Annotated in this window: 22 protein-coding genes, 3 tRNA genes and 1 pseudogene; 16 read left to right on the top strand and 10 right to left on the bottom strand. The window is 59.1% G+C overall.

What is annotated here, in order from left to right; genetic code table 11:
• Positions 1–313: 313 nt before the first annotated feature.
• Positions 314–859, top strand: coding sequence for a hypothetical protein (locus HDE79_RS13230; protein ID WP_184602436.1), 546 nt, complete (start codon positions 314–316; stop codon positions 857–859).
• Between the two features lie 262 nt (positions 860–1,121).
• Here HDE79_RS13230 and HDE79_RS22000 read toward each other — a convergent pair.
• The 3 genes and pseudogenes from HDE79_RS22000 to hisN all read right to left on the bottom strand — a co-directional run.
• Positions 1,122–1,307 (bottom strand): annotated as a pseudogene (locus tag HDE79_RS22000) (glycoside hydrolase family 125 protein); the annotation flags it as partial.
• Positions 1,308–1,445: 138 nt separating this feature from the next.
• Positions 1,446–3,596, bottom strand: a complete 2,151-nt coding sequence (locus tag HDE79_RS13225; protein ID WP_184602435.1) for a phospholipase C, phosphocholine-specific — start codon at positions 3,594–3,596, stop codon at positions 1,446–1,448.
• 68 nt (positions 3,597–3,664) lie between these two features.
• Positions 3,665–4,456: a histidinol-phosphatase gene (gene hisN / locus HDE79_RS13220; protein ID WP_184602434.1), complete on the bottom strand. Its 792-nt coding sequence runs from the start codon at positions 4,454–4,456 to the stop codon at positions 3,665–3,667.
• Between the two features lie 236 nt (positions 4,457–4,692).
• Between hisN and HDE79_RS13215 the strand changes: the two genes are divergently transcribed.
• The 7 genes from HDE79_RS13215 to HDE79_RS13185 all read left to right on the top strand — a co-directional run bounded on the left by HDE79_RS13215 (position 4,693) and on the right by HDE79_RS13185 (position 9,158).
• On the top strand, positions 4,693–4,923 hold the full coding sequence (locus HDE79_RS13215) for a hypothetical protein (RefSeq protein WP_184602433.1): 231 nt from the start codon (positions 4,693–4,695) through the stop codon (positions 4,921–4,923).
• Positions 4,924–5,113: 190 nt separating this feature from the next.
• Positions 5,114–5,311 (top strand): hypothetical protein, encoded by a 198-nt coding sequence (locus HDE79_RS13210; RefSeq protein ID WP_184602432.1) that lies wholly within the window; start codon positions 5,114–5,116, stop codon positions 5,309–5,311.
• Positions 5,301–6,068, top strand: a complete 768-nt coding sequence (locus HDE79_RS13205) for a DeoR/GlpR family DNA-binding transcription regulator (protein WP_184602431.1) — start codon at positions 5,301–5,303, stop codon at positions 6,066–6,068. The genes HDE79_RS13210 and HDE79_RS13205 overlap by 11 nt, the downstream gene beginning before the upstream one ends.
• A 27-nt stretch (positions 6,069–6,095) precedes the next feature.
• Entirely contained in the window at positions 6,096–6,473 is a 378-nt protein-coding gene (locus HDE79_RS13200) for an ethanolamine ammonia-lyase light chain EutC (protein ID WP_221440148.1), read from the top strand.
• Between the two features lie 72 nt (positions 6,474–6,545).
• Positions 6,546–8,513 (top strand): CocE/NonD family hydrolase, encoded by a 1,968-nt coding sequence (locus tag HDE79_RS13195; RefSeq protein ID WP_184602429.1) that lies wholly within the window; start codon positions 6,546–6,548, stop codon positions 8,511–8,513.
• A 79-nt stretch (positions 8,514–8,592) separates the two neighbouring features.
• Positions 8,593–8,787 (top strand): hypothetical protein, encoded by a 195-nt coding sequence (locus tag HDE79_RS13190; RefSeq protein WP_184602428.1) that lies wholly within the window; start codon positions 8,593–8,595, stop codon positions 8,785–8,787.
• A gap of 35 nt (positions 8,788–8,822) precedes the next feature.
• Positions 8,823–9,158 (top strand): beta galactosidase jelly roll domain-containing protein, encoded by a 336-nt coding sequence (locus tag HDE79_RS13185; protein ID WP_184602427.1) that lies wholly within the window; start codon positions 8,823–8,825, stop codon positions 9,156–9,158.
• Between the two features lie 176 nt (positions 9,159–9,334).
• Here the strand turns inward: HDE79_RS13185 and HDE79_RS13180 are convergent, their stop codons facing one another.
• The 3 genes from HDE79_RS13180 to ppsA all read right to left on the bottom strand — a co-directional run bounded on the left by HDE79_RS13180 (position 9,335) and on the right by ppsA (position 14,348).
• The gene (locus tag HDE79_RS13180) at positions 9,335–10,726 is read right to left on the bottom strand and encodes an outer membrane protein transport protein (protein WP_184602426.1); all 1,392 of its coding nucleotides are present in this window, start codon (positions 10,724–10,726) and stop codon (positions 9,335–9,337) included.
• Positions 10,727–10,867: 141 nt separating this feature from the next.
• On the bottom strand, positions 10,868–11,668 hold the full coding sequence (locus HDE79_RS13175; RefSeq protein WP_184602425.1) for a TetR/AcrR family transcriptional regulator: 801 nt from the start codon (positions 11,666–11,668) through the stop codon (positions 10,868–10,870).
• A 307-nt stretch (positions 11,669–11,975) separates the two neighbouring features.
• Positions 11,976–14,348, bottom strand: coding sequence for a phosphoenolpyruvate synthase (gene ppsA, locus HDE79_RS13170; protein ID WP_184602424.1), 2,373 nt, complete (start codon positions 14,346–14,348; stop codon positions 11,976–11,978).
• Between the two features lie 229 nt (positions 14,349–14,577).
• Between ppsA and HDE79_RS13165 the strand changes: the two genes are divergently transcribed.
• Positions 14,578–15,393, top strand: coding sequence for a pyruvate, water dikinase regulatory protein (locus HDE79_RS13165; RefSeq protein ID WP_184602423.1), 816 nt, complete (start codon positions 14,578–14,580; stop codon positions 15,391–15,393).
• Positions 15,394–15,423: 30 nt separating this feature from the next.
• Positions 15,424–15,894 carry a DUF1249 domain-containing protein gene (locus HDE79_RS13160; protein ID WP_184602422.1) on the top strand — a complete coding sequence of 157 codons (471 nt, stop codon included), beginning with the start codon at positions 15,424–15,426 and terminating at the stop codon, positions 15,892–15,894.
• A gap of 50 nt (positions 15,895–15,944) precedes the next feature.
• On the opposite strand, the gene HDE79_RS13155 is transcribed toward HDE79_RS13160, so the two are convergent.
• The 3 genes from HDE79_RS13155 to HDE79_RS13145 all read right to left on the bottom strand — a co-directional run bounded on the left by HDE79_RS13155 (position 15,945) and on the right by HDE79_RS13145 (position 16,220).
• Positions 15,945–16,021 (bottom strand) — tRNA-Asp (locus HDE79_RS13155).
• 38 nt (positions 16,022–16,059) lie between these two features.
• A tRNA-Glu gene (locus tag HDE79_RS13150) sits at positions 16,060–16,135 on the bottom strand.
• Positions 16,136–16,144: 9 nt separating this feature from the next.
• Positions 16,145–16,220 (bottom strand) — tRNA-Ala (locus tag HDE79_RS13145).
• A 191-nt stretch (positions 16,221–16,411) separates the two neighbouring features.
• On the opposite strand from HDE79_RS13145, the gene HDE79_RS13140 reads away from it, so the two are divergent.
• The 5 genes from HDE79_RS13140 to HDE79_RS13120 all read left to right on the top strand — a co-directional run bounded on the left by HDE79_RS13140 (position 16,412) and on the right by HDE79_RS13120 (position 21,501).
• A complete protein-coding gene (locus HDE79_RS13140; RefSeq protein WP_184602421.1) occupies positions 16,412–18,163 on the top strand; it encodes a cation:proton antiporter in 1,752 nt (583 codons plus the stop codon).
• 185 nt (positions 18,164–18,348) lie between these two features.
• On the top strand, positions 18,349–19,137 hold the full coding sequence (locus HDE79_RS13135) for an FKBP-type peptidyl-prolyl cis-trans isomerase (RefSeq protein WP_184602420.1): 789 nt from the start codon (positions 18,349–18,351) through the stop codon (positions 19,135–19,137).
• 142 nt (positions 19,138–19,279) lie between these two features.
• The gene (locus HDE79_RS13130) at positions 19,280–20,623 is read left to right on the top strand and encodes a UDP-glucose/GDP-mannose dehydrogenase family protein (RefSeq protein WP_184602557.1); all 1,344 of its coding nucleotides are present in this window, start codon (positions 19,280–19,282) and stop codon (positions 20,621–20,623) included.
• Positions 20,624–20,633: 10 nt separating this feature from the next.
• A complete protein-coding gene (locus tag HDE79_RS13125) occupies positions 20,634–20,858 on the top strand; it encodes a SlyX family protein (RefSeq protein WP_184602419.1) in 225 nt (74 codons plus the stop codon).
• 43 nt (positions 20,859–20,901) lie between these two features.
• Complete coding sequence (locus tag HDE79_RS13120; RefSeq protein WP_184602418.1) at positions 20,902–21,501, top strand: DUF2058 family protein; 600 nt, start codon at positions 20,902–20,904, stop codon at positions 21,499–21,501.
• Between the two features lie 117 nt (positions 21,502–21,618).
• Here the strand turns inward: HDE79_RS13120 and HDE79_RS13115 are convergent, their stop codons facing one another.
• Positions 21,619–23,718 carry a 3-hydroxyacyl-CoA dehydrogenase NAD-binding domain-containing protein gene (locus HDE79_RS13115; RefSeq protein WP_184602417.1) on the bottom strand — a complete coding sequence of 700 codons (2,100 nt, stop codon included), beginning with the start codon at positions 23,716–23,718 and terminating at the stop codon, positions 21,619–21,621.
• A gap of 299 nt (positions 23,719–24,017) precedes the next feature.
• Here HDE79_RS13115 and HDE79_RS13110 point away from each other — a divergent pair, with 299 nt between their 5' ends.
• Positions 24,018–24,509, top strand: a complete 492-nt coding sequence (locus tag HDE79_RS13110; RefSeq protein ID WP_184602416.1) for a hypothetical protein — start codon at positions 24,018–24,020, stop codon at positions 24,507–24,509.

Below are 24,509 nucleotides of genomic sequence, written 5' to 3'. Positions count from 1 at the left end.
AGCGGCATCGTCCGCAGTCACAGGGGAAGGACATGAACGACAAAAGCAAAAAGCCACCAGCACCACCAGTAGCACCTAAACCCGCTCCTAAAAGCGAGCACGCGAACGACGGTTTCACTAGAAAGGACAGCAACTCTAAGGTCCGCGATTCTCGAGTTCCGCCGCCGCCACCGCCGAAAAAGTGAGGCATGCTGACATGATGATCCATGTCCCTGCGCCACCACCAGAGCCGCGCCCAGGCCTTCCATCCGAGCCGCTCCGAAAGACTCCTGATCACTGACCACCCTCCACCTGCGCCACCCGGGAAGCGCGGGTGGCAGTGCTATGGTTGATTCATGGAGATACCACGGAAATCAAGCAGGAGCGATGGAAGGTGCTGTGGGCTTCGCAGCGCTCCCAGCGCTATCATGCCCGCCGAAGCATTTTCTATGACCGTTGGCACAAGGCCACGGCGTTCGTGGGTGTAGTGGGTGGATCCTCTGTGATCGCCTCGCTCGGTAAGATCGCTCCCTCTTGGGTTGCTCTCACCGCGACATTCATCGTCGTGTGCATGTCCGGTGTTGACCTCGTCGCTGGTACCAATGAAATGGCACGCAAGCACAACGATCTGCGACGTCGATATTGCGAACTCGAGGCAGATATCGCTCGCGAGCTAGCGCCAACCGAAGCTTCGATCGCCGCGTGGAAGGTTAAGCGCCTCACTATCGAGTCAGACGAGCCACCCGCATACGTGGCGCTCGATATTCTTTGCTACAACGAACTCGCGCGAGCCTATGGCCGCATGGCGGACATAGCTCCGCAGAAGCTTCCACTGTTCAAGGCGATCACCGCGCAGTTGTTCTTTTGGCCCAACGCGTAACTCAGCGAACTGAGTTCGAAACCTTGCTCCGGAAGGCTGAGAAGTCCGCCGGGTTGGCTACGCCAGCTCCCCGAGGAGTATTCCGTAGCGCGGAGCCTCTGAGTCACTGAAAAGCTGGACGTCAGCCATCAGCTGCCCTGTCTGTGAATCGGGTAGAACAACCACCCTGTGCAGTTGCCCCTCGTGTTTGGACAAAGGGTAGGTGAGAGTGCCTACGTAATCGCCGACGCGTGGGTTTTTCCCGAGAATTACATCTCGGATGGATGAACGTATCCGGCTTGCTGTTTCGGGTGTCCAGCTTCACCGTCGTGTCGAGCGTGTTCGGATAGCAGCTCTAGAACAGCCACGCCAGTTCCGGATATCCGATCAGCGCCTTGGTGCGCCTGATAAAGGCTTCCACCGCAGGGCTGACAAACTGACGCTGCGCCGGAGGAGGGCGATGACTTACCCGCGTCGCCGGTGCCGCGTACGCAGGCAGATTAACTTCCCAGAGCTAGCTGCCAGCAAGACATGCGATGAACATTCAGCAATGTGCGTCGACTCGCCATCATGCCCGTTCGCGGGGCGTCGACGCGGTAGCTTGTGGTCAGGCACCGGGTCGCGGGTCGCTGGTGCTCGGCTTGCCATTTTCCAGATGGCCGGCGAATCGGCGCAGATAGCTTGTCGATGTGTCGTGGGTAACCGAGATGTCATACCAGCCATTGCTGGCGTTGAGCTCGCAGACCGATTCAATCGTCGTGTTGGGTGCTACCGATTGGCGTACGGCGACACTGCTGTATGCGTTGTTGACGGTGGCCAGGCAGGCTAGCGTGCCTTTGTTTTTCATCAGCACGCGGATCGAACGATGGTTCGGATCCGGCCGCAGTTGCACTTCGAGATCGTTCGTCACCGACGTCGTGCTGCCGCCTTCGCCGCGAGCATGAAACAGATAGCCGTTCGGTCCGTAGACGGTCACGTCATAGCCGATGTCTTTTGTCTGGAGCGGCCAGTAGTCGGTAAGTGTGTCTCTGGCAGCTATGGTGTAACGGCGCGGCGCAGTATCGGGTGCTGTGTTGTCGTATGCATAGAACGCTGCGCCGGCGCGACCTGTGTTGGAAAATTCCAGCCAGGAGCGCTGGACGCGAAGATCCAGGCGATGATGTACCGTCCACTGATACGGAATGGCGCGCGCCGGTCGCAAGCCTGCTTCCTGCGTAGGCAACGATGGTTCAGCCGGCACCGTGATCGGCGCATGTGCGTCCGGGTGCGCTGGCGGCAGGTGAAAGCTTGGCACTGCGGTCTGCGGCTCGCCCGCGAAATCGAAAGCGCTAGTCAGGTCGCCGCAGATCGAGCGTCGCCATGTGCTGATGTTTGGCTCAGCGACGCCGAAGCGTGCCTCGAGGAATTGCAGGATCGAGGTGTGATCGAAGGTCTGCGAGCAGACCCATCCGCCGGTGGTCCACGGCGAAATTACGATCATCGGTACGCGCACACCGAGCCCAAGTGGCTGTCGGCCTGCCGGATCGGCACCAGGAATCAACGGATGGATCATGGACGTATGGATGTCCATATCGAGGAATTCATCCTGCAGGCTTTCCACCAGCGACGGCGAGACCATGCCATGACTGTTGCGGTGACTGTCTGGTGGTGGCATGGGCGGGACGATGTGATCGAACAGGCCGTCGTTTTCGTCGTAGCACAGGAACAGCGCCGTCTTGCTCCAGGATTCCGGATTGGCGGTGAGGGCTTCGAGCACAAGATTGATATAGGTCGCGCCGTCCACCGCCGAGGCATCGGGATGTTCGGAATACTTGAATGGCGAAACGATCCACGACACCTGTGGCAGGCGATCCTGCATCACGTCCTCGCGCAGATCCTTCAGCGTATGCTGGGATACACCGTTGCGAACGAGCGGGCTGTTCGGATCAGCGCCTTCGGCCACTTGATAGGCAGCGAAGAACTCCAGCGAGTTGTCAGTAAAGTTGTCGGTCGGTGTACCCGGTTCACCGCTGCCCCCCTGATACAGGCGCCAGCTTATGCCATGCGCCTGCAGACGTTCGGGATAGGTTTTCCATGTGTAGCCATCGACGTTCGGACGCATCGCCAGCCCCGGACCATTCGGCTTTTTCCCCAACCTGTTATGCACATCGGCTGTGCCAGACCACAGGAAGATGCGGTTGATCGCCGTATCGGCGTGTACCGAACTGAAATAGCTGTCGCAAACGGTGAAGGCATCGGCCAGCGCGTAGTGGAAGGACAGATCCTCGCGACGCAGATAACCCATGGTGAGCGCGTCCTGCTTCTGATTCACCCACTGATTGAACTTGCCGTTGTTCCAGGCAAGGTGTCCAGTGCTCCAACTGTGATCGGTGCCGTGCTGGTGATCGCCATTGCGCTGTGTATCCACGTGGAAGGGCAGTACATATGGCGCGTCGACAGCGACGCCGCGTGACTGGAACAGCTTGGTATACACCGTCGCGTTTGGCTGGTACCAGACCGGTCGACCATCGGGAAACTGAAAGGGTCGCGGATCGGCGAAGCCGCGCACGCCGCGCAGGGAACCGAAGTAATGATCGAACGATCGGTTTTCCTGCATCAGGATCACCACATGCTCGATGTCCTTGATCGTTCCGGTCGCGCGATTCGGCGGCGTCGCCAGCGCGCGGCGTACGCTGAGCGGAAGGGCCTGGGTGGACAGGCCGGCGCTGATGGTTCCGGCAGCCATTTTCAGAAAGCTTCGACGATCGATGGAGGTCATGGAGCCGTATGTCTTGTCGTTGCGTCAGGCCGTCGTTCGGCCACAGATTGAAATGCTAACGGGCATCGTTAACGATCTTGTGTCAACGCGATAATTTCGCGATGCAGTGTCGGTGACGCTGCGGCAACCACCTGACCACCACTGTGCATGCCTAGCGACTTGCCTTCCCAGTCGGTGATCATGCCGCCAGCCGATTCGATCACTGGCGCCAGCGCCAGATAATCGTAGGGCTTCAGATCCGCCTCGATCACCGCGTCGATATGGCCGGAGGCGAGCAGAGCATAGCTGTAGCAGTCGCCACCAAAGCGCCGGCTTTTCGCGGCGCGGCAGACGAGCTCGAAGATTTCGAGCTCGGGCGGCGAAAACACATCCGGCGATGTCGCATAAATCGTCGCGTTCGCCAGCTGAGTGTTCTGTCGACTGCGGCAGGGCTTGCCATTGAGCGTCGTACCGCTGCCAACGATGCCGATCCAGCGTTCGTCGAGCACCGGCATGTCGATCACGCCCAGTAGCGGGACGCCACGGTGCAGCAGTGCCAGCAGAGTGCCCCACAGAGGCCAGCCGGTGATGAAGCTGCGGGTGCCGTCGATCGGATCAATCGACCAGACGTATTCGGCTTCAGTGTGACTTTCGCCATGCTCCTCGCCGAGGATGCCGTGTTCGGGATAAGCATCGTGGATGCAGTCGCGCACCATCGCCTCGACGTTGCGATCCACTGCGGTCACCGGACTATGATCGTGCTTGAGGTTGACGTGCAGATCGCCGCGAAAACATGGCAGCGACAGGGCGCGTGCACGATCGGCGACACCTGCGGCGAAAACACCGAAATCCTCAATAGACGGCGGCGCCAGCAGGATCATCGGCTTTCCTTTTTACGTGGAAAGAAAAGAGCAAGGGTTGCATCCTCGCCCATGTTCCGATCATGACAGGGCAGCGATCGTTTGAATAGTTGAATGCCACAAATTTGCAAATGTACATAAAATGACACATTCTTCGCTCATGCTGGGAACGACGGTGAGCGGGTGCCCTCCGTAACGCATGTGGAGTCACGAGCGCTCATGAATAAACGCCACACGTTTCACGGGGTAGTTGTGTTATGCGCATCGCCACCAGAATTGTCCTCGCGCTCGCCGTATCGGTGCTTGCGTGCGGCTATGCGCAGGCGGGTTCGATCACGGTCTATTCGGCGCTGGAAAACGACAAGATTTCTATCTGTCTGGCGGCTGCCCGACATCCAGGTGCATGTCTGCGGCTCTCCACCGGCGACCTTGCAGCGCGACTGATCGCCGAGTCTGCGGCACCTCGCAACAATGTCTTCTTGGGCTAGGCGCTGACGAACATGCTCGACCCGCGCATCGATACCAACCTCGCGTCTGTCACTTCGCCCAATATTGCCAGGTTGCCGCCGCGCTATCGCGCGGCCAACGGTACATGATTCGCCACCACCGGTTATGTCGTCACGTTGTGCGTCAATACCGAGGCATTGCAGACGCAGAACCTGCCGACTGTCGGCGGTGATGTTTCTGGTCAGGCCTGATCTCGGCCTGGCATCGGTGTCGATGATGCAACTGGATCAGAACGGTTTCGTGTCGCAGGCGACTGCGTATTCCACCTGGATTGTTGTTGTGGTCACGACCGCGCTGTTGTGGTGCCACCTGTTCGCGACGCGTCTTGGCATGTATCTACAGCACCGGAGGCGGCACTATGTGGCATGAGGAGCGCTACCAGCGCATACGGGGTTTGCTCAAGACCTTCGGCCAGGTATCGGTCGAGCGTATCACCAGCGATCTAGGTGTCTCGCGCGAGACCATTCGCCGCGACCTGCTTGAGCTCGAAGCGAAAGGTGAGATTCTGCGCGTCCACGGTGGCGCGGTGCTGGCAGGCGGCGGACCGCCGATCGGTGTGCGCGCAACGACGCGGGTGAAGGAAAAGCGCTCGATTGCCAAGTGCATCGGTTCGCTGGTCGAGAGCGGTCAGACCATCTTCCTTGACGCCGGCAGCACGATGTCGCTGGTAGCCGAAGTACTCGCCGGACTCAGTGGCTTGACGGTGATCACCAATTCGGTTGACGTTGCCACGCGCATCGCCGGCACTCAAGGCAACAGCAACAGCAACCATGTGCAGTTGCTTGGTGGGCGCTTCCAAGGTGAGCTGGGCTCAACCTACGGCGCTGCCACGGTCGCCGAGATCAGCCGCTACCAGGCGCATCTGGCGATTCTGTCGCCTGTGGGTGTGGATACTGCGTTCGGCGCCAGCAGCTTCGTGCTCGATGAATCCGAAGTGGCTCGTGCCATGAGTGCCAATGCACGTTGCACCGTGATTGCTGCCGACTACTCCAAGATCGGCGTGCGCAGCCGGGTTGGCTACTGCGCGCTGAAGGACGTCGATGTGCTGGTGACGGACAAGCGCGCGCAGAAGGTCAAAGGGATGAAGGCAATCGCGCGCGTGGTCGGGCAGGTGATCTATGCGTGACCGCGGCCAACAGCGGAGATGCCCGTCATGAGTTGCGTCAGCACGGTGGTCGTTGCGCGCGAGGTGCGGGTGGTATTGGGCGATCAAATCGATGCCACGTTGCACGTGGCCATCGTTGTGGTGTTGATCGGTGAGCGATCGGGACTGATTAATGCCGACAGCACGGGTATCTATCTCACCCGGCAGCCGCAGGTGGGTCACAACGACGCACAACGCAACTATATTTCGAACATCCGCCTGGTGGCCTCAACTGCACCCGCGCGGCCAACAAGCTTGCTCAACGGCTTGCCGCGGCGGCACGGTTGGGTGCGAGTACGGCGATCATCAACTCTTACGATCGTGTCGACAGCTACGCAACGCCGCGTTACGTTCGGATGTCACGTGCGACTACTGATCGTGGCGTAGAGCTTGCAACCGGGCCTATGCGGCCCGGTTGCAATGGTGTTTGTGTTTTATCCGCTGCGGAGAGAGTCCAGCATGTTCCATTCCATTCGATACAGCGTGCTCCTGCTCTGTCTGCTTGCCGTCGTGGTAAGCGGTGCGGCATGGAGCGGCGATCAGACCTATGCGCAGCTGCCCAGTGAGACGCCTGCACAATTCGCGCCAGTCAACGACGGCTTCGATTACGCGCGGCGCGAGGTAATGATCCCGATGCGTGACGGTGTGCAACTGCATACCGTCATCCTGATACCGCTAGGTGCCAAGCATGCCGGCATGCTGCTCACACGCACCCCCTACGGCGCCGACGGCATGACGCATCGCGCCGACAGCCCACACCTGGGTTCGGTGATCAATGGTTACGACAATCCTGCCGACATCATCGTCGAGGATGGCTATATCCGCATCGTGCAGGACGTTCGCGGCAAGTACGGCTCGCAGGGCGACTTCGTCATGAATCGTCCACTGCGCGGCCCGCAGAACAAGACACCGGTGGATGATGCCACAGACATCTACGACACCGTTGATTGGTTGGTGAAGCACGTTCCGGAAAGCAATGGCAAGGTCGGCATCATCGGTATTTCCTACGACGGTTTCGAAGCGCTGATGGCGACGGTGCATCCGCATCCGGCGTTGAAGGTGGCTGTGCCGATCAACCCGATGGTCGATGGCTGGATGGGTGACGACTGGTTTCACAACGGCGCGTTCCGCGAGCAGATGATTCCCTACATCTACGGTCAGGTCGCGGATCGTTCCAGCCAGTACGGCTGGTGGTCTGGCTTTCGCGATGACTACGATCTTTATCTGCATGCCGGTTCTGCCGACGCACTTGCGCGTTCGCGCGGCATGGAGCAGTTGGGCTTCTGGCGCAAGCTGATCGAGCATCCAGCCTACGACGCGTTCTGGCAGGACCAGGCGGCCGACAAGTTGCTGGCGGAGATACCGCTTACGGTGCCGCCGATGCTTGTGCACAGCCTGTGGGACGAGGAAGACATCTACGGCGACATGGCGGTCTACCGCGCGCTTGCGTCGAAGGATCCACAACGCCAGAAACTCTTTCTCGTGCTAGGCCCATGGCGCCACGCCAAGCAGCTCGAGACCGCACCGACGATCGGTGCAATCGAGCTCGGCAGTGATACCGCCGGCTATTTTCGTCAGCAGATCCTGCGGCCGTTTCTCGCTCAGTATCTGAAGGACGGTGCGCCCGCTGCCGATATCGTACCGGTGAATGCGTTTGTGACCGGTGCCAATCGCTGGGAAAAGCTCCGGCAGTGGCCATCCGGTTGCGACAACGGTTGCGCACCAAAGATGACGCCGCTGTATCTGCACGGTGGCGATAGCCTCGGTTTCGCAGCGCCGTCATCCGACGACGGTGACTACGACGAGTATGTTTCCGATCCGGCCAAACCGGTTCCGTATCGCGTTCGTCCGATCCAGCCGTGGAGCCATGGCATACCTGATCAGGTCGACTCGTGGCCCGAATGGCTGGTGGATGATCAACGCCAGTTCGCAACGCGTACTGACGTGCTGACTTATGTGTCGGACGTGCTTACTGTGCCGCTGCAGATCAGCGGCGAGCCGAGCGTGCATCTGTTTGCATCAACGAGTGGCAGCGATAGCGACTGGGTCGTGAAGCTGATTGATGTCTACCCGGATGAAGTGCGCGAGAAGCCGTCGATGGGTGGCTATCAGCTTGGCGTGGCGATGGATATCTTCCGTGGCCGCTATCGCGAGAGTCTTGCGCACGCACAACCGATCACACCCAATCAGCCACTGGTCTATGAGTTCGCTCTGCCGACATCGAACCATGTCTTTGAGAAGGGACATCGTCTGATGGTGCAGATCCAGTCGAGCTGGTTTCCGCTGTATGACCGCAATCCGCAAACGTTCGTACCGAACATTTTCCTGGCTAAGCCGGGCGACTATCGAAAGGCCACGCAACGCGTCTATCACTCAGTAATGCAGTCCACCTATATCGATCTACCGGTCGTTACTGCCGGTCGTTGAGGTTGTTGTATACGCAGCATCTGCGTGCATCTGCGAGTCGCGAATGTGACGACTCGACGCCAAACAAGCAGGAGTCGAGATGCGTTTATTTCAACACGTGATGGCCTTCGGCGTCGGGCTCGCGCGTTGGCGTGTGTGCGCATGGCTGCTGGGTGTGATGGTGTTCGGACTGTCTACCTTCGTGACAGCGAGTGCTGCTGATACGTCGCACGTTGCCTCTGCGCTGCTGGCGTCGCCGCGCACCCATAGCATTACCTACGCCGCTATTCGCTGAAGATTGACGGACAGCGACTTTGATATGTCGACAACATGGGGCACAACCAGGAAGAGTTCAGCGATGCCTACAAGGAGGCGCGCGGACTGGCCAGGGCAACGTTGTCGGGTTCGTCGGCGACGATCGACTGGTGCATCCAGGGCGGGCGCGGTGGCGAAACGCTGGTCGATCCGGTACGCGGTTCTTTGAACAACGGCGACCTCTATGGCGAACGCATGGGTTGGACGTTATCCGGATATCCTGATCGGGACTGGCCGCTAGTGACGTTTCCGCGCGCCACATCCGAGCCTGGTGCCGACTGGTATCGAACGACATTCACGCTCGATATTCCGGCCGATCAGTATGTATTTGCACTTATTAATCATTTTTAATGAGGATGGTAGCGGCGGTGGATCTCATGCATCTGCTTACACTCTCACAGTAGCCCAGGAGAGGTTCAACCCGCTGACAGTGAAAATATGATGTGTGTCAGTTCATCTTTCTGCGCGAGGAAAACAAAAAAGAAGGGCCACTTGCGCGGCCCTTCTTTTTTGCAACTTATTGCTTCTTACTTGAACGCATAGGTGCCGGTCAGGCTGACTACGTCGCCGTGATCCTTGAACTTGCCGACCATTGTGCCGGCACCCAATGCAACCGGATTGGTCAGGTTAACCGGCACGTCGCTGACGAACTGATGCTGGTAGCCGAGATCGATCGAGATACGCTGGGTTGCCTGATAGCCGACACCCAGGCCCACGATGCGGCGGGCGCCGTCGGGGATACGTGGATCGCGGCTGACGATGTTGGTTGGGGTTTCGTCGTAACCGAGGCCAGCACGCAGGGTCCACACATCGTTCAACTTGTAGTCGCCGCCGATCGAGTATGTCCACGTGTCTTTATATTTCTGTGGCAGCGCGACCAGGGTTTGGCCCTGCGAGGTCAATGCCAGGCTCTGGAAATTCGACCAATCGGTCCAGCCGACAGTAGCCGCAAGGCTGAACTGATCGTTGAACTTGTGCAGCCAGTCGGCGCTTGCAAATGCTGGTGTGTCTAGCACTGCATTGGCTGATGCGCCAGCGGAGTTCAATGTCGGAAGGCCTGCGTTCGGGAACACGACAGGGGCCAGCGTGAGCAGTTGCAAGCTGGCGGCAGAGCCATACAGCTTGTAGGTGCCGCTCAACGTCTGCTGGACGCGTGAGTGGTAGCTGATGTCGACGCTGTCCTGCTGCGTCGGCTTCCATTCGAAGCCACCGAAATAGCCGAATGCAAAGCGCTTCTTGACGTTGACGTTCAACTGCACATCGCCGCTCTGCGGAGCGCCGAGGATGGGTGCACCGAACAGGGCGGCCGCCGAACCGTATGGATCAAGCACAGTGTTGAGCTGCGCCTTGGTGCGCTGACCCTCAATACCTGCGCCGACCGAGAATTCGTCATTGACCTTGAAGCCGGCCGACATGCTGACTGCGATCGACTCCAGGCTGGTTTTGGTACCGAAATAACGACCTTCCCAGGTCGGGTTGTAATTGCTGGCCAGTCCGTAGGGAACAGTGACACTGCCGCCAATAGTCAGGCGGTCATTTACCGGGAGGGCCCAGGCGATATCGGGGAACGGAATGAACTTGCCAAAGCCGTTGGGATTGCTGCCGGTGGTTGAATTGCCCTGCTGATCGCGGAACTGGCCCTGAAATTCAGCGCTGGGGCGAATGCCTGTGCCGGTGACCTGAATCAGTGGAGCATCGAAAAATGCCATTGCCGCAGGATTGTTGTAGGCCGCCGTGGGATCATCCGGGAAGAGCGAGCCACCTGCACCAGCGCGGGCCCAGCCGGCGGCGTTTGTGGTGGGAAGCTGGAAGGAGCCAGCCTGCACGCATAGCGGCAGCGACAGCGCGGAAACAACAGCAAGGGCGAGACTTGCCTTGGTGCCGAAGCGGGTGAAGCCTTGCAAGGTTTGACGGTTCACGGTGGTTCTCCTGTGACGACAGCCTGAGGTGATGCCTCAGAGTGAATAGTCGTGTTGTGGGACTGTAACGATTGGGGAGTAGGCAATTTGGTCGATTTAAGAACCGGATCGCTACAAGCGTTGTCGAACTATTGTTTTTATTTAGAGGGCCAGCCTCCCTTCCTTGAGCCATTCCAGGACACTCGGCGCAGCATTAAGCTCACCGGTGGGTTCTGCGACAGCTTCTTTGCTGGCGAGGGCGGTCGCATTGTCCAGTTCCAGCACCTGTTCAATCACCCGAATCTGCTCGGGACTGCCGAATGGCGCGGTGAGTATTGGCGAAATGAGTGAGATCAATCGGGCGAGTAACTCGCCGTCATTTATCGTCTCGCCCATGCTGAGGTCATCAATCAGTTTCTGCATGTCTTCGCCCGCAAGAATGCCCGATAGCGCCTTGAGCCCAAAGTGCAGGCGCAGGCCCAGTTCGTTGCGTGGCAGCTGGGGAAGGGTGCGCGAAAACGCTTCGAAAAAGCGACCGAAGATTGGCCGGTAATGCTCTTGCAGATAGCTGAGGATGAACGGTGATCGATCGCTGTAAACGCGTCCCAGCAGGCGCATGAACGACTTGCCCCCCACGCTTTCATGACTGATCCGAAAGGCGGGTATGAACAGCATGCCGAATACGGCCGCCGGACCCAGCCCGTCCGGCCACTGTTTCTCGCAATTGCTCAGCAACTGCAGCCGTTCCAGATTGAGTCGATCCAGGCGCTGCGATAGCAGTTCTTGCATCAGCGCTTCTTTACTGCCGAAGTGATAATTGACCGCGGCGAGATTGGCATGCGCTTTCGCGGTGATCTGTCGCAGCGACATAGCCTCGTAACCGCATTCGATGAACAGCGATTCGGCCGCTTCCAGCAAGCGCTTACGCGTATCCCCGGCACCGCTGCGAAGAGTCGCAGTCAAGCGAGGTGGACCGAAACTGGGTTGAGCGTGAGTGAAGACATCTGCTTCAAATCCAGGATTCAAACATGTGTGTGAACGTTAAATCCCCAGCTGTTTCGCAGCAAGCTGCACTGCACTAACGCAGTGAACAGGTAGTGCTAAAACCTTATCCAGATTAGGGAATGGCAGGAGTTTGTGGCTGTGCAAGGGATGGCGCCGATACAACGCCGTGAACGCTTGCGCCTTGGTATTCAAGGGAGCGAGGTATTCCTCGCTCCCTTGCTGCAGTGCAGCGAAAAGTCTGTTCAGTTACAGCAGAATCTTGCGCTTAGCCAGCCTTCTTTTTCGCCAGTCGCAGCCAGGTATCGACGACGGTATCTGGATTCAGCGACACCGACTCGATGCCTTGATCCATCAGCCATTCGGCGAGATCCGGGTGATCTGACGGCCCTTGGCCGCAAATGCCGATGTACTTGCCTTTGGCCTTAGCGGTCTTGATTGCCATGGATAGCAATTTCTTGACCGCAGGGTCGCGTTCGTCGAACAGGCCGGCCACGATGCTGGAGTCGCGATCGAGACCGAGCGTGAGCTGGGTCAGGTCATTGGAACCGATCGAGAAGCCGTCGAAAATGTCGAGGAATTCATCCGCCAGCAGCGCGTTGGACGGTACTTCGCACATCATAATGATCTTCAGATCGTGCTCGCCCTGTACCAGGCCGTTTTTCCTCAGGACCTCGATGACCTTCGCGCCTTCACCCAGCGTGCGCACGAAGGGGATCATCACCCAGACATTGTCCAGCCCCATCACCTCGCGTACGTGCTTGACCGCTTTGCACTCCAGGCCAAAAGCATCAGCAAAACTGGGATCGACATAGCGGCTGGCGCCTCGGAAACCGATCATCGGATTTTCTTCATCCGGTTCGTAGCGCGAACCGCCGAGCAGGTTCGCATATTCGTTCGACTTGAAGTCGGACATGCGCACGATCACCGTTTTCGGATAGACCGATGCGGCAATCGTTGCGATGCCTTCGGCCAGACGATCGACATAGAAGCTCTCCGGGTCGGCGTAGCCGGCGATGCGCTCGTCGATCTTGGCCTTGGTGGCGGCGTCCTGCTTGGCGTATTCCAGCAGCGCCTTCGGATGCACGCCGATATGGCTGGCGATAATCATCTCCAGCCGGGCCAGGCCGATACCTGCATTCGGCAGCATGCCGAAATCGAACGCGCGTTCCGGGTTGGCCACGTTCATCATGATTTTCAGCGGCGCCTCAGGCATGTCGCCCAGATCCGCGGTGACACGCTCGAATTTCAGGATGCCTTCATAGATCGTGCCGGTGTCGCCCTCGGCGCACGATACGGTGACGTCGACGCCATCGGGAATCTTGTCCAGTGCATTGCCGGTACCGACTACGGCTGGTACGCCCAGCTCGCGCGCGATGATCGCCGCGTGGCAGGTGCGGCCACCACGGTTGGTGACGATTGCTGCGGCGCGCTTCATCACCGGCTCCCAATCGGGATCGGTCATGTCGGCGATCAGCACGTCGCCGGGCTGCACCTTGCTCATGTCGGCCAGCGTGCGGATCACGCGCGCCTTGCCGGCGCCGATCTTCTGACCGATCGAGCGGCCCTCGGCGAGGACCTTGCCGCGTTCGCCGAGGTGGAAACGCTCAAGCTGGGTGGCGTGTGCGCGCGACTTCACCGTCTCGGGGCGGGCCTGCACGATGTACAGCTTGCCGGTATTGCCGTCTTTCGCCCACTCGATATCCATCGGTCGGGCGTAGTGCTTTTCGATGATCAGCGACTGGCGGGCGAGCTCCTGCACGTCGTCGTCATTGATGCAGAACTTGTTACGCAGCTCCGCTGGCGTGTCTTCGGTACGGACACGCTCGCCGGCGGTGCTGGAATACACCATGCGTAGCTGTTTGGCACCGAGGTTGCGGCGGAGCACGGCGGGCTTGCCCGCATTCAAGGTCGGCTTGAATACGTAGAACTCATCGGGATTCACCGCACCCTGCACGACCATTTCGCCAAGACCGTACGAGCCGGTGATGAACACGACGTCGCGAAAGCCAGACTCGGTGTCCAGTGTGAATAGCACGCCCGAGGCGCCCACGTCCGAGCGCACCATCAGCTGCACGCCGGCAGAGAGGAATACGTCATCGTGCTTGAAGCCCTGGTGTACGCGATAGGAGATCGCGCGATCGTTATAGAGCGAGGCAAAAACTTCTTTCACCTTGTGCAGCACGTCATCGATGCCGACCACATTGAGAAAAGTTTCCTGCTGGCCGGCGAACGAAGCATCCGGCAAATCTTCGGCCGTGGCGGACGAACGCACCGCGACGGCGATATCTTCGGCACCAGCGTCCTTGCACAACTTGATGTAGGCGTCGCGAATCGCCTGCTCGAGTTCGGCGGGCAGGGCGGTATCGACGATCCAGCCGCGAATCTCCTTGCCGGCAGCAACGAGTGTGTCGACATGATCCACGTCAAGATCAGCAAGGCGTTCCTGGATGCGCTTGGCCAGACCGCTTTTTTCCAGATACTGCTGAAAGGCATCGGCCGTGGTGGCGAAGCCGCCGGGTACCGAGACGCCCAGCTTGGCGAGATTGCCGATCATTTCGCCGAGCGACGCGTTCTTGCCGCCGACCTTGCCGAGGTCGGTCATACGCAGTTGGTCAAGCCATAGCACCAGATCGTTCAAGGGTATCTCCTCAAGAGCGCGGTAAAAAGTGGGATTGGTGCGGGATGCAGTGTCGAAGCGGTCTGCAAAGGACTGGTATTGTCCGCTGTCGATGATGCACAGCACAAGAAGACCATTGCGAAACGTCGCCACTCCAACTGCATACCAGTCAGGTGGCAGTCAATCGGCGACAGCGTTTGACGCTTGCGTTATGGTGCGAACAAGTCCATCGAAGTGATCAGGCGACGGTATGCAGCGAACGGTTTTCTTCATCTCCGACTCCACTGGTATTACGGCGGAGACCATCGGCAACAGCATCCTGGCGCAATTCGAGGGCGTGCAGTTCGACAAGCATCGTCTGGCGTTCATCGACGACACCAAGAAAGCGGAAGCCGCCGCCTTGCGCATCAAGACCCACTATGCGCAGACCGGCGAACGTCCGATCGTGGTCAACACCATGGCCGAGCGTGCGCTGTGCGATATCGTCGCTGACAGCGGTGCGCTGATGCTGGATGTCTTTGCACCGTTCATCGGTCCGCTGGAAGATGAGTTGGGCGCCAAGCGTTCGGGCGCAGTCAACCGATCTCACGGTATCGTGGATTTCGCGAAGTACGAAGCGCGGATCAATGCGACCAACTACGCGCTCACCCACGATGACGGCCTGGATGTCGATTACGGCAAGGCGGACCTGATCCTGGTTGGCGTATCGCGTTCGGGCAAAACGCCCACTTGTCTGTATATGGCCTTGCATTATGGTGTCAGCGCCGCCAACTATCCGTTGACCGATGATGACCTCGACAAACTTGAACTGCCGAAACGGCTGGTTCCCCATAAGAACAAGCTATTCGGTCTGACGATCGATCCGCAGCGACTGGCGCAGATCCGTGAACAGCGCCGTGCCGGCAGTCAATACGCGACGCTGAAGCAGTGTCGCTGGGAGCTGGAGCAGGCCGACAGGCTGATGCGTCACGCCGGCATCTCCAGCCTCAACACCACCCACACGTCGATTGAAGAAATTTCCAGCAAGATTTTCTCCCGCTTTGGTATCGAGCGGACTATGTTCTGAGTGCCGGCCCGCCAGGAGTTTTTGCTACCGATGATCGCTACGCCCCCCCATCGACCCAATTTGCTGCCCGGGCGCTTCGAGTTCCTGATGGGGCTGTATGCGGAAAATTATCATCGGCTGGCGCGGCTGTTCGCGCCGCAGGATCTGAGTCCGGGCCATTACGTCTCCAATGTGGATGACCATCTCGATGTGCATCTGCATCTGCAGGAAGTCCATCCGTATACGATGGAGCTCGAACTCACTTATGACTTTGTCGATGCGCACACCGGGCAACGCTCACCGTCGGCGCAGCTGCGCATGTATACCGATGCCCACGTGGCGGAAGCGCTGCATTGCCATCCGGGTCGACACCTTTGGCAGGTGCTCGGCCCCTTTCCGGCAGCGAATACGGTGTTCCAGCATCGCCTGCGGATGAACAGCTTTCTGTCGCGCTGGCTGGAATATCTAGGCGAGCAGGGGCATTCTGCCGGTACGCTGGAACGTCAGACGACCGACGCGTGATCATCAACAACACCCAACAAAAAACCCGCGCAAGGCGGGTTTCCGTTTAGTGGCGGAGTGGACGGGACTCGAACCCGCGACCTCCGGCGTGACAGGCCAGCATTCTAACCAACTGAACTACCACTCCGCATTTTTCCAACATCTTTCCAGCATTACGAGTCAACTTGGCGTCCCCACGGGGATTCGAACCCCGGTCGCCACCGTGAAAGGGTGATGTCCTAGGCCTCTAGACGATGGGGACAATTCAAGTTGGTGGAGCCAGGCGGGATCGAACCGCCGACCTCCTGCATGCCATGCAGGCGCTCTCCCAGCTGAGCTATGGCCCCGCTGCTGGAAGCCCGAAAGAATAGGTCCGAGTCACATATCCGTCAAGACTTTTTTTCAGATTTCATGCTGGCGCCGTCGATGAGGATCGAGTTGTTATCACGCGGTTGATACAGGCCAGCACATCAGGCGAATACCAAAACGAAGCGCTTCGTTTAAGCTGCGATTGACTTGATGCAAGAGCGGACAAGGCATGCACGAAATCGGTTTTATTCGCGATCTTGCCATGGTGATGCTCGTGGCCGGTGCCACGACGATTCTTTTTCAGCGCCTGCGGCAACCCGTGCTTCTGGGCTACATCCTGGCCGGCGTGCTGATCGGACCGCATACGCCTGGCATGCTGGTGGCAGATCCGCAGGCGATTGACGATATTTCCAATCTCGGCGTCGTGCTGCTGATGTTCACGCTCGGTCTCGAGTTCAGTGTGCGCAAATTGCGCGAAGTCGGAATCGGCGTACTGGCGGTGGCGGTGGCCGAAGTCGGTCTGATGATGTGGATCGGTGTCGGCCTCGGCAGTCTGTTCGGCTGGAAAGGCATGGATGCGTTGTTTCTCGGCGCGATCATTGCGCTGTCCTCGACCATGGTGGCAACCCGAACGTTGTCCGAGAGCGGCCAGCGGCATCGGCCATTCGCCAAGCTGGTGGTGGGTCTGTTGGTGGCTGAGGACATGCTCACCATTGTGATGCTCACCTTGTTGACGGCCGTGGCGATCGGCGGTTCGGTGAAAGCTGAAACGGCGTTCACGCTGATCGGCCACTTGGGCCTTTTCGTCATTGTCGGGATGATTCTCGGCCTGCTATTGCTGCCGCGACTGGTTGATTACGTGGCCGGTTTTGGTCGCGACGAAACGTTGCTGGTCAGCGTGCTGGGCATCTGTTTTGGCGCGAGCCTGCTCGCCGTCTGGATGGGTTTCAGCGTGGCGCTGGGCGCATTTCTCGCCGGTGCTGTGGTGGCGGAGTCGCAGAGCGTCAATCGGGTGATGCGGCTGATTGAGCCGTTGCGCGATATGTTCGCCGCGCTGTTTTTCGTGGCGATTGGACTGAAGATCGACCCGGTGATGCTGGTGCAATACGCGTTGCCCGCGGTGCTTATCGCCACGGTAGTTATCATCGGCAAAACGGTGGCTTGCAGCCTGGGTATCTTTATCGTTGGTCACGATGCACGCACGTCGCTGCGCTCGGGTCTGGGCATGGCGCAGATCGGCGAGTTCTCTTTTGTGATCGCGACGCTGGGGCTGTCACTACATGTGATCAGCGACTTTATTTATCCGATTGCGGTGGCGGTATCCGTCGTGTGCATGGCGGCATCGCCCTATCTGGCGCGCTCCGCCGACAGCCTGGCGAATGGATTGCGAGCGGTCACACCACGTCCGGTGCGGCTTTTGGCAACCAGCTACAGCGGCTGGCTGGAGAACCTGAAGCCAGTCAATGAAAACGCCGCGATAGCCGCGATTTTCCGCCGATTGCTGTGGCACATCGCGGTCAACGTACTTTTGGTGGTGGCGCTTTTCATCATCGGTGCCTACATAAATGCGCACAACTGGGACTGGTTCACTCTGTTTGGCATCGGGCGTGATCTGCGTCATACGGTTATCTGGGCGTGTGCGTTATTTCTTTCGTTACCGATGCTGATTGCGGTCTACCGCAAGGCCGAGGCGCTGGGCATGGTGCTGGCAGAACTGGGCATACGTGAGCGGTTTACCGGTTCTTACACGCAGGCAATTCGAAGCGTGCTGGCGCGCGTTATTCCGTTGGCAACCCTGTTTGCGCTTGCGTTGCTGGTTGGTGCATTAGGTTCGGCGATCCTGCCGCCGCGCGGTGTAGCGCTCTCGCTGATACTGGTCGGTCTGGTTCTTGCGATCGTGCTATGGCGAGGGATGGTCAAGATGCACGCGCGATTGCAGGCGGCGCTCAAGGAAACCCTGGAAAAGCCCGCACCACCATGAAGTTAATGGACTGATCGGGGCCATCAGGCTGGATGAAGCGCCGCGCAATGAACCTTTATGCTGAATGACGGTCCTTGCATGGCAACGTTGCCAAGATTGGACTAGCGCCTCACAATGTGTGGCCTGCCTCCATTGGGGGGGCCCGGTTGGCAATGCCGGCAAATCAAAACACGAGGGAGTTACGAATGAAGCAATTTCTGCGTCCCACGCTGACAGCAGCCGCGATGGCTGTTGCGCTGGGCATGACTGCGAGCGTGTACGCCCAGGCTGCCAAAACCGGCGCCGCCGCCACGGGCACGGTCGACAAGGCCAAGGCCAGCTATGTGGTCGGTTGGGAGATTGCTTCCCAGGTTCCACCGATCATGCGCGACGAACTGGATGCGGCTGCTGTAGGCCGTGCTGTTCAGGCCGCACTGTCCGGTCAGAAGCCGACCATGAGCGATGCCGAAGCCAAGGAAGTGCATGATGCTTTCATGGCAAAGATTCAGGCCAAGTATCAGGCTGAGATGGTTCGCGTCGGTGCGAAGAACAAGACCGAGGGCGATGCATTCCTGGCCAAGAACAAGAGCGCACCTGGTGTGAAGACCACCGCGTCCGGTCTGCAGTATCAGGTGGTCAGCCAAGGCACGGGCGCCCGTCCGGGTCCGAATGACACCGTGCAGATCGACTACACCGGTACGTTCGTCAATGGTCAGGTGTTCGACGCTTCGGCCAAGCACAATCCGCCGGGTCCGGCCTCGATTCCGCTGGCTGGCGTGATCCCCGGTTTCCGCGAAGGTCTGCAGCTGATGCAGGTTGGCGGTCACTACAAGCTGTACATCCCGTCGACGCTGGCCTACGGTGCCGAGCCGCAGCCGCCGATGCCGCCGAATGCCACGTTGATTTTCGACGTGACCTTGGTCAAGACCGGTCCGACGCCAGCTGGCGCTGCTCCAGGTGGCGCTCCGGGTGCTGCCGGTCCCGGTGGTCAGTAATAAGTTCGAGGTCTAATCGACCCGAGACAGCAAAGGGCGCGAAGCGATTCGCGCCCTTTGCTTTGTCAGCGGCAACTCGATGCAAAATCCGCAGCCAGTTAGAATGTGTGGCTGATGCTCCAAGGAAATCGTCCCAGCGATGATGAAGATCACAATTTTTGGTACGGGTTATGTGGGACTCGTCACCGGCGCGTGCCTGGCCGAAATGGGTAATCACGTCGTCTGCGTCGACATCGATATCGGCAAGGTCGAACGGCTGAAACGCGGTGAAATTCCGATTTACGAGCCTGGTCTGGAAGCCATCGTCAAACGCAACCATGCCAGCGGCCAACTGAATTTCACCACCGAGGCAGCTGCGGCCATTGCACACGGTGAAATTATTTTCATCGGGGTAGGTACGCCACCGGACGAGGACGGTAGTGCTGATCTCAGCTACGTGCTGGAAGTCGCCAAGACCATCGGCAACCACTTGAATCGTTATGCGGTGGTCGTCAATAAATCGACCGTGCCAGTGGGTACCGCCGATCGTGTACGCGCAGCCATCAGCGCCGAGTTGAATCAGCGTAGCGCCCACGTCGAATTTGACGTGGTGTCCAATCCCGAATTTCTGAAAGAGGGCGCGGCTGTCGAGGATTGCCTGCGGCCTGATCGCATCATCGTCGGTGCGTCCAGCGAGCGTGCTGTGGCGGTGTTGCGCAAACTCTATGCGCCGTTCAACCGCAATCACGATCGCATGGTGGTGATGGACGAGCGTTCCGCCGAGCTGACCAAGTACGCCGCCAACGCCATGCTGGCAACCAAGATCAGTTTCATGAACGAGATCGCCAACATTGCCGAACGTGTCGGTGCTGACGTGGAACTGGTGCGACAAGGCATTGGTTCGGATCCACGCATCGGCTACCATTTTATTTATCCGGGTGCGGGTTACGGCGGCTCGTGTTTCCCCAAGGACGTTCAGGCGCTCGAGCGCACGGCGCGCAGCTATGGCTATGACGCGCGACTGCTCACTGCGGTCGAAGCGGTAAACCGGCAGCAGAAAGACAAATTGTTCGAACTGATCACGCGCCACTTCAATGGCGAACTGAGCGGTCGGACGATCGCGCTATGGGGGCTGGCATTCAAACCGAACACCGATGACATGCGTGAGGCGTCCAGTCGGCATCTGATGGAAGCGCTATGGAAAGCAGGTGCCAAGGTCCGCGCATTTGATCCCCAGGCGAGCGAGGAAACGCACCGGCTCTATGGTGAGCGTACGGATCTGGTGTTGTGCAAAAGTGCATACGATGCATTGCAAGGCGCGGATGTACTGGCGGTCGTGACCGAGTGGAAAGCCTTTCGCAGCCCGGACTTCCTGCGTATTGGCAGCATGCTCGGCGAGCGGGCCATCTTCGATGGACGCAACCTTTACGATCCGGCTGCCGTCGAAGAGGCGGGTGTTGCCTATTACGGCATCGGCCGCGGTCGCAGCTTGCAGCTGAAGGCATAGAGAGGAAGCCATGAGCATTCCTATCGATACGCTCGAGCAGCGGCTGACCGAAATGGAGGTCAAGCTGACGTTTATCGATGATACGGTGCAGGCGCTGGCGTCCGCCGATGCCGATCAGTCCGTGCGCATTGCGTCGCTGGAACGAGCGCTGCGCGATTTGCGGGGCGAACTTTCGTCCATGCGGATCGGACAGGCGGATGATTCGCACAGCGAACCGCCACCGCCGCATTATTGACCATCAGAATAATCATCAAATCCTCCGATCACGGATTGCCAGCATGGCCGACTCTCTCCGCGACCTGCTGCTGAAAAGCGGCATCGTCAAACAACTTCACGACAGCAAGCCCAAGCCGCCGCCGCAAAGCAGCCGGTCTGCATACAAAGGCAAAGGCGCCAAGCCAGCGCACTCTGGCGGCAAGCCGCATCAATCGCAGAATAAAAATACTTCGCGACCGCCTAGCAAGGATCAGAGCGAGATCGATCTGGCCAAGGCTTACGCGATTCGCGCGCAAACGGAAGCCAGCGAACGCAAGCGCGTCGAGCAGGAGGCTGCCGAGCAGGCACGGCTGCGCCGCGAGCGCAAGCTGAAGATCCAGCAATTGCTCGAAGGCAAGACACTCAACAAGCCAGACGCCGATCAGCCGCGTAATTTTGAATACGGCGGCAAGATCCGACGCGTGCACGTGGATGCTGCGCAGTTGGCCGCGCTCAACGCCGGTGAGCTTGGCGTAGTGCAGCAGGCCGGGCGCTATTTTCTGGTCAGTCGCGAAGTCGCCGAGCAGGTGCGGGCAATCGACGCACATCAACTGGCGCTGCTGGTCGAGCCGGGCAGCGGCGGTATGGCCGACGATGGCGTGCCCGACGATTTGATGTGGTGAACACGAGCGACTGGGCGAAGTTCGTCGCTTGACGCTCCAACGATTATGCTCAACAAAAGCCCGGCTCATGGCCGGGCTTTTTCTGAGAATGTCGGTGGCAACTACGCCAAATGCACTTCAGGCTGACGCGACACCGAGTGATCCCGCCTGCTGCTCGAGAGTCTGTGGTGCCAACGCCGGATGATCCCAGCCCTGCTTGGGACGAAAACGATCCCCATAGCGCTGCGCCAGTTGCTCCAGCCTCTGCTTGAGTTTGTCAGCGCCTTCGGTCCGAACGTACTGGATCGGGCCACCACGAAATGGCGCAAACCCGGTACCGAAGATCACGCCGGCATCGAGAAGATCGGCATCGTCGACCACGCCATCGGCGAGGCAGGCAATGGCTTCATTGACCATCGGCAGAATCATGCGTTCCTGCAGATCCGGCGGCATGACGTAGTCCTTGTCGACTTCGGGCTTTTGCGGCTTGCCTTCACTCCATGTGTATAAGCCCTGGCCGTCTTTCTTGCCACGTTTGCCGACCTCCATCTTGTCTTCGAGCCCTGGTGGTACTTCCAGTCCGAGGAACGGCGCGAGCTCTTTGCCCACCGATGCACAGACGTCCAAGCCTACCGTATCGGCCAGTTCGATCGGACCCATGGGCATGCCGAATTTTTTCGCTTCGCGGTCGAGCACCGGGCCAGGCACGCCTTCGCTGTAAAGCCGCATGGCTTCGAGCAGATAGGGCATCAGGATGCGGTTGACCAGGAAGCCGGGCGTGCCCTTGACCGCTACCGGTAGCTTGCCAATCGCCTTGCAGAAGGCCAGCGCGCGTTTTTCGATCTCTGGATCAAGCTTGTCGTGTCGTACCACCTCGACCAGTGGCATCTGCGCCACCGGGTTGAAGAAGTGCAGGCCGAGAAAGCGCTGTGGTGCGGCCAGCCCCATGCGTAGTTCATCGAGCGGAATACTCGAGGTATTGCTGGCGAGAATCTGATTGCCCTGGAACTGCGGCTCAATTTTTCCGTAAAGTTCACGCTTGGCCTCGGCATTCTCGTAGATCGCCTCGATCGCCAGGTCGGCGCTGGCCACGCCCTTGCCCTCGACATCGGCGCGCAGGCGGCGTGTGGTCTGCTCGATTTTTTCAGGTGTCTTGAGCTTTTTCTCGTACAGCTGGCGGGCGCGATCCAGTGCAGGCTGGATGAACTTCATCTCGCGATCCTGCAGGGTTACCTCGAAGCCACGGAAGGCTGCCCAAGCGGCAATGTCGCCGCCCATCACGCCGGCACCAACCACGTGTACATGTTGGATTGCGGCGTCGACGCCGGCACCTTGGCCTTTCAACCGTTCCTGCAGGAAGAAGATGCGAATCAGATTTTGCGCCGTCGGCGTCTTCGCCAGCTTGGCTACCGAGCGCGCTTCCAGCTTCAGCCGCTGGGTGATGCTGGAGCCGCCGCGCTTCCACACGTCGATCATGGCGAACGGGGCCGGGTAATGTTCTTTGCGAACTTTGGCGGCAGTCTGCTTGATCATCACTGGCGCAAGAATCTGTCGGGCCAGCCAGGTATTGGTTGCCCACGCTTTGGCGCGGCGAGCGAACGGACGTGTCTGCGGACGGCGCAGTAGATGGCGTGCTTCGGCCAGCAGTTCCTCGGGTCGTGACAGGCGATCGATCACACCCATGGCGAACGCACGCTTGGCCGACAGTGCCCGGCCGGTCAGCATGATCGGCAGCGCATCGGGCGCACCAATCAGTCGCGGCAGCCTCGCGGTACCGCCCCAGCCGGGATGGATGCCAAGCATGACTTCGGGTAGGCCGATCCTGGTCTTTTCATCGTCTGCCGCAATGCGCTGGCGGCAGGCCAGTATCAGTTCGGTGCCGCCGCCCATGCAGGCGCCGTGAACGGCCGCGACGGTCGGACACTGGAGTTTTGCAAGCGCTTCATAAACGCGTTGGCCGTGTTCGATATTTTCGAGCACAGTGTCATTTTTTGCGTATTCGAGAAACGCCTTGATGTCGGCGCCGACGGCGAATCCTGAGGGCTTCGCCGAATGGATGATGACGCCGGCCGGTTTCTCTATCGCCAAGCGTTCGACAATCTGCTCGAGCTCGTTGAGCACAGCGCGCGAAATCGCATTGACGCTGCTGCCCTCTCGGTCGAGACTGAGAGTGACGATGCCATCGTCGCTTTGGCTGGTCTTCCAATGGTTGAATCGCAATCCTTCGAACATAAGCATGCAAACGTCAGTGGGAGAGATTGGAACCATACCGTTCCGACGGCTTGATTGCGAGATGTGACCGGTGTACTTGACCGTAAAGTAAAGCCGGTGTGAAATCTCGGACGGAATAGCGACGGACCTGACCGATCAGCCTCGCTGCGTGAAAACGCAACCGCATTCGGCCTTATTGAAAAGAAGATGTCGATGCTCGGTGGTTCAGCAGCTCAAAAGCGATACCCCATCCACCGCTTAATGAACGGCCGATTGACCTGGGCGTGTGGGGCTCCGTTACCGCTATCTCGAAGGACGGGGAAACCATGGATTCCGGCATGACCGCCGCTGCACCGCAGGCAGCGGAGATTCTCGAGCGCATCATCGGTGCTGCGAGCGGGCTTGTCGTGCTTGACAGTCCTGACGCTCTGGCATTGATCGGTCAGTTTCGTGCCGTCGCGCGCAATACCGGTCAGGCCATGTACCTTTGGCAACCCGATACCGGATTGGGCAGCCTTCGCGATGCACATGTGCGCGTTCCCGATTGTCAACGTCTGGGTAGTGCGCTGCGCTACATGCAGCAAAGCATGCATTTCGGTATCTACTTTTTGGTTGGGCTGGAACTGCCACTATCGGCGATGGACGCCACGTTGCTGCGCCAGCTCGCACGCATGCCGAAAGAACACTTGCGACGCGTGGTGTTGATCGATGTGCCTGCCGCATTGGCCGAGCATCTTGGCGATTTGACGGTGCGTCTGAACAGCAAAGACAGCTCCTCCAAGCGCCTGCGTCTGCGCGACGGCCGTTGGCTGGTTTGA

Source organism: Rhodanobacter sp. MP1X3 (assembly GCF_014207165.1).
Lineage (GTDB): Bacteria > Pseudomonadota > Gammaproteobacteria > Xanthomonadales > Rhodanobacteraceae > Rhodanobacter.
This window is presented reverse-complemented; position numbering and strand designations above follow the sequence as displayed.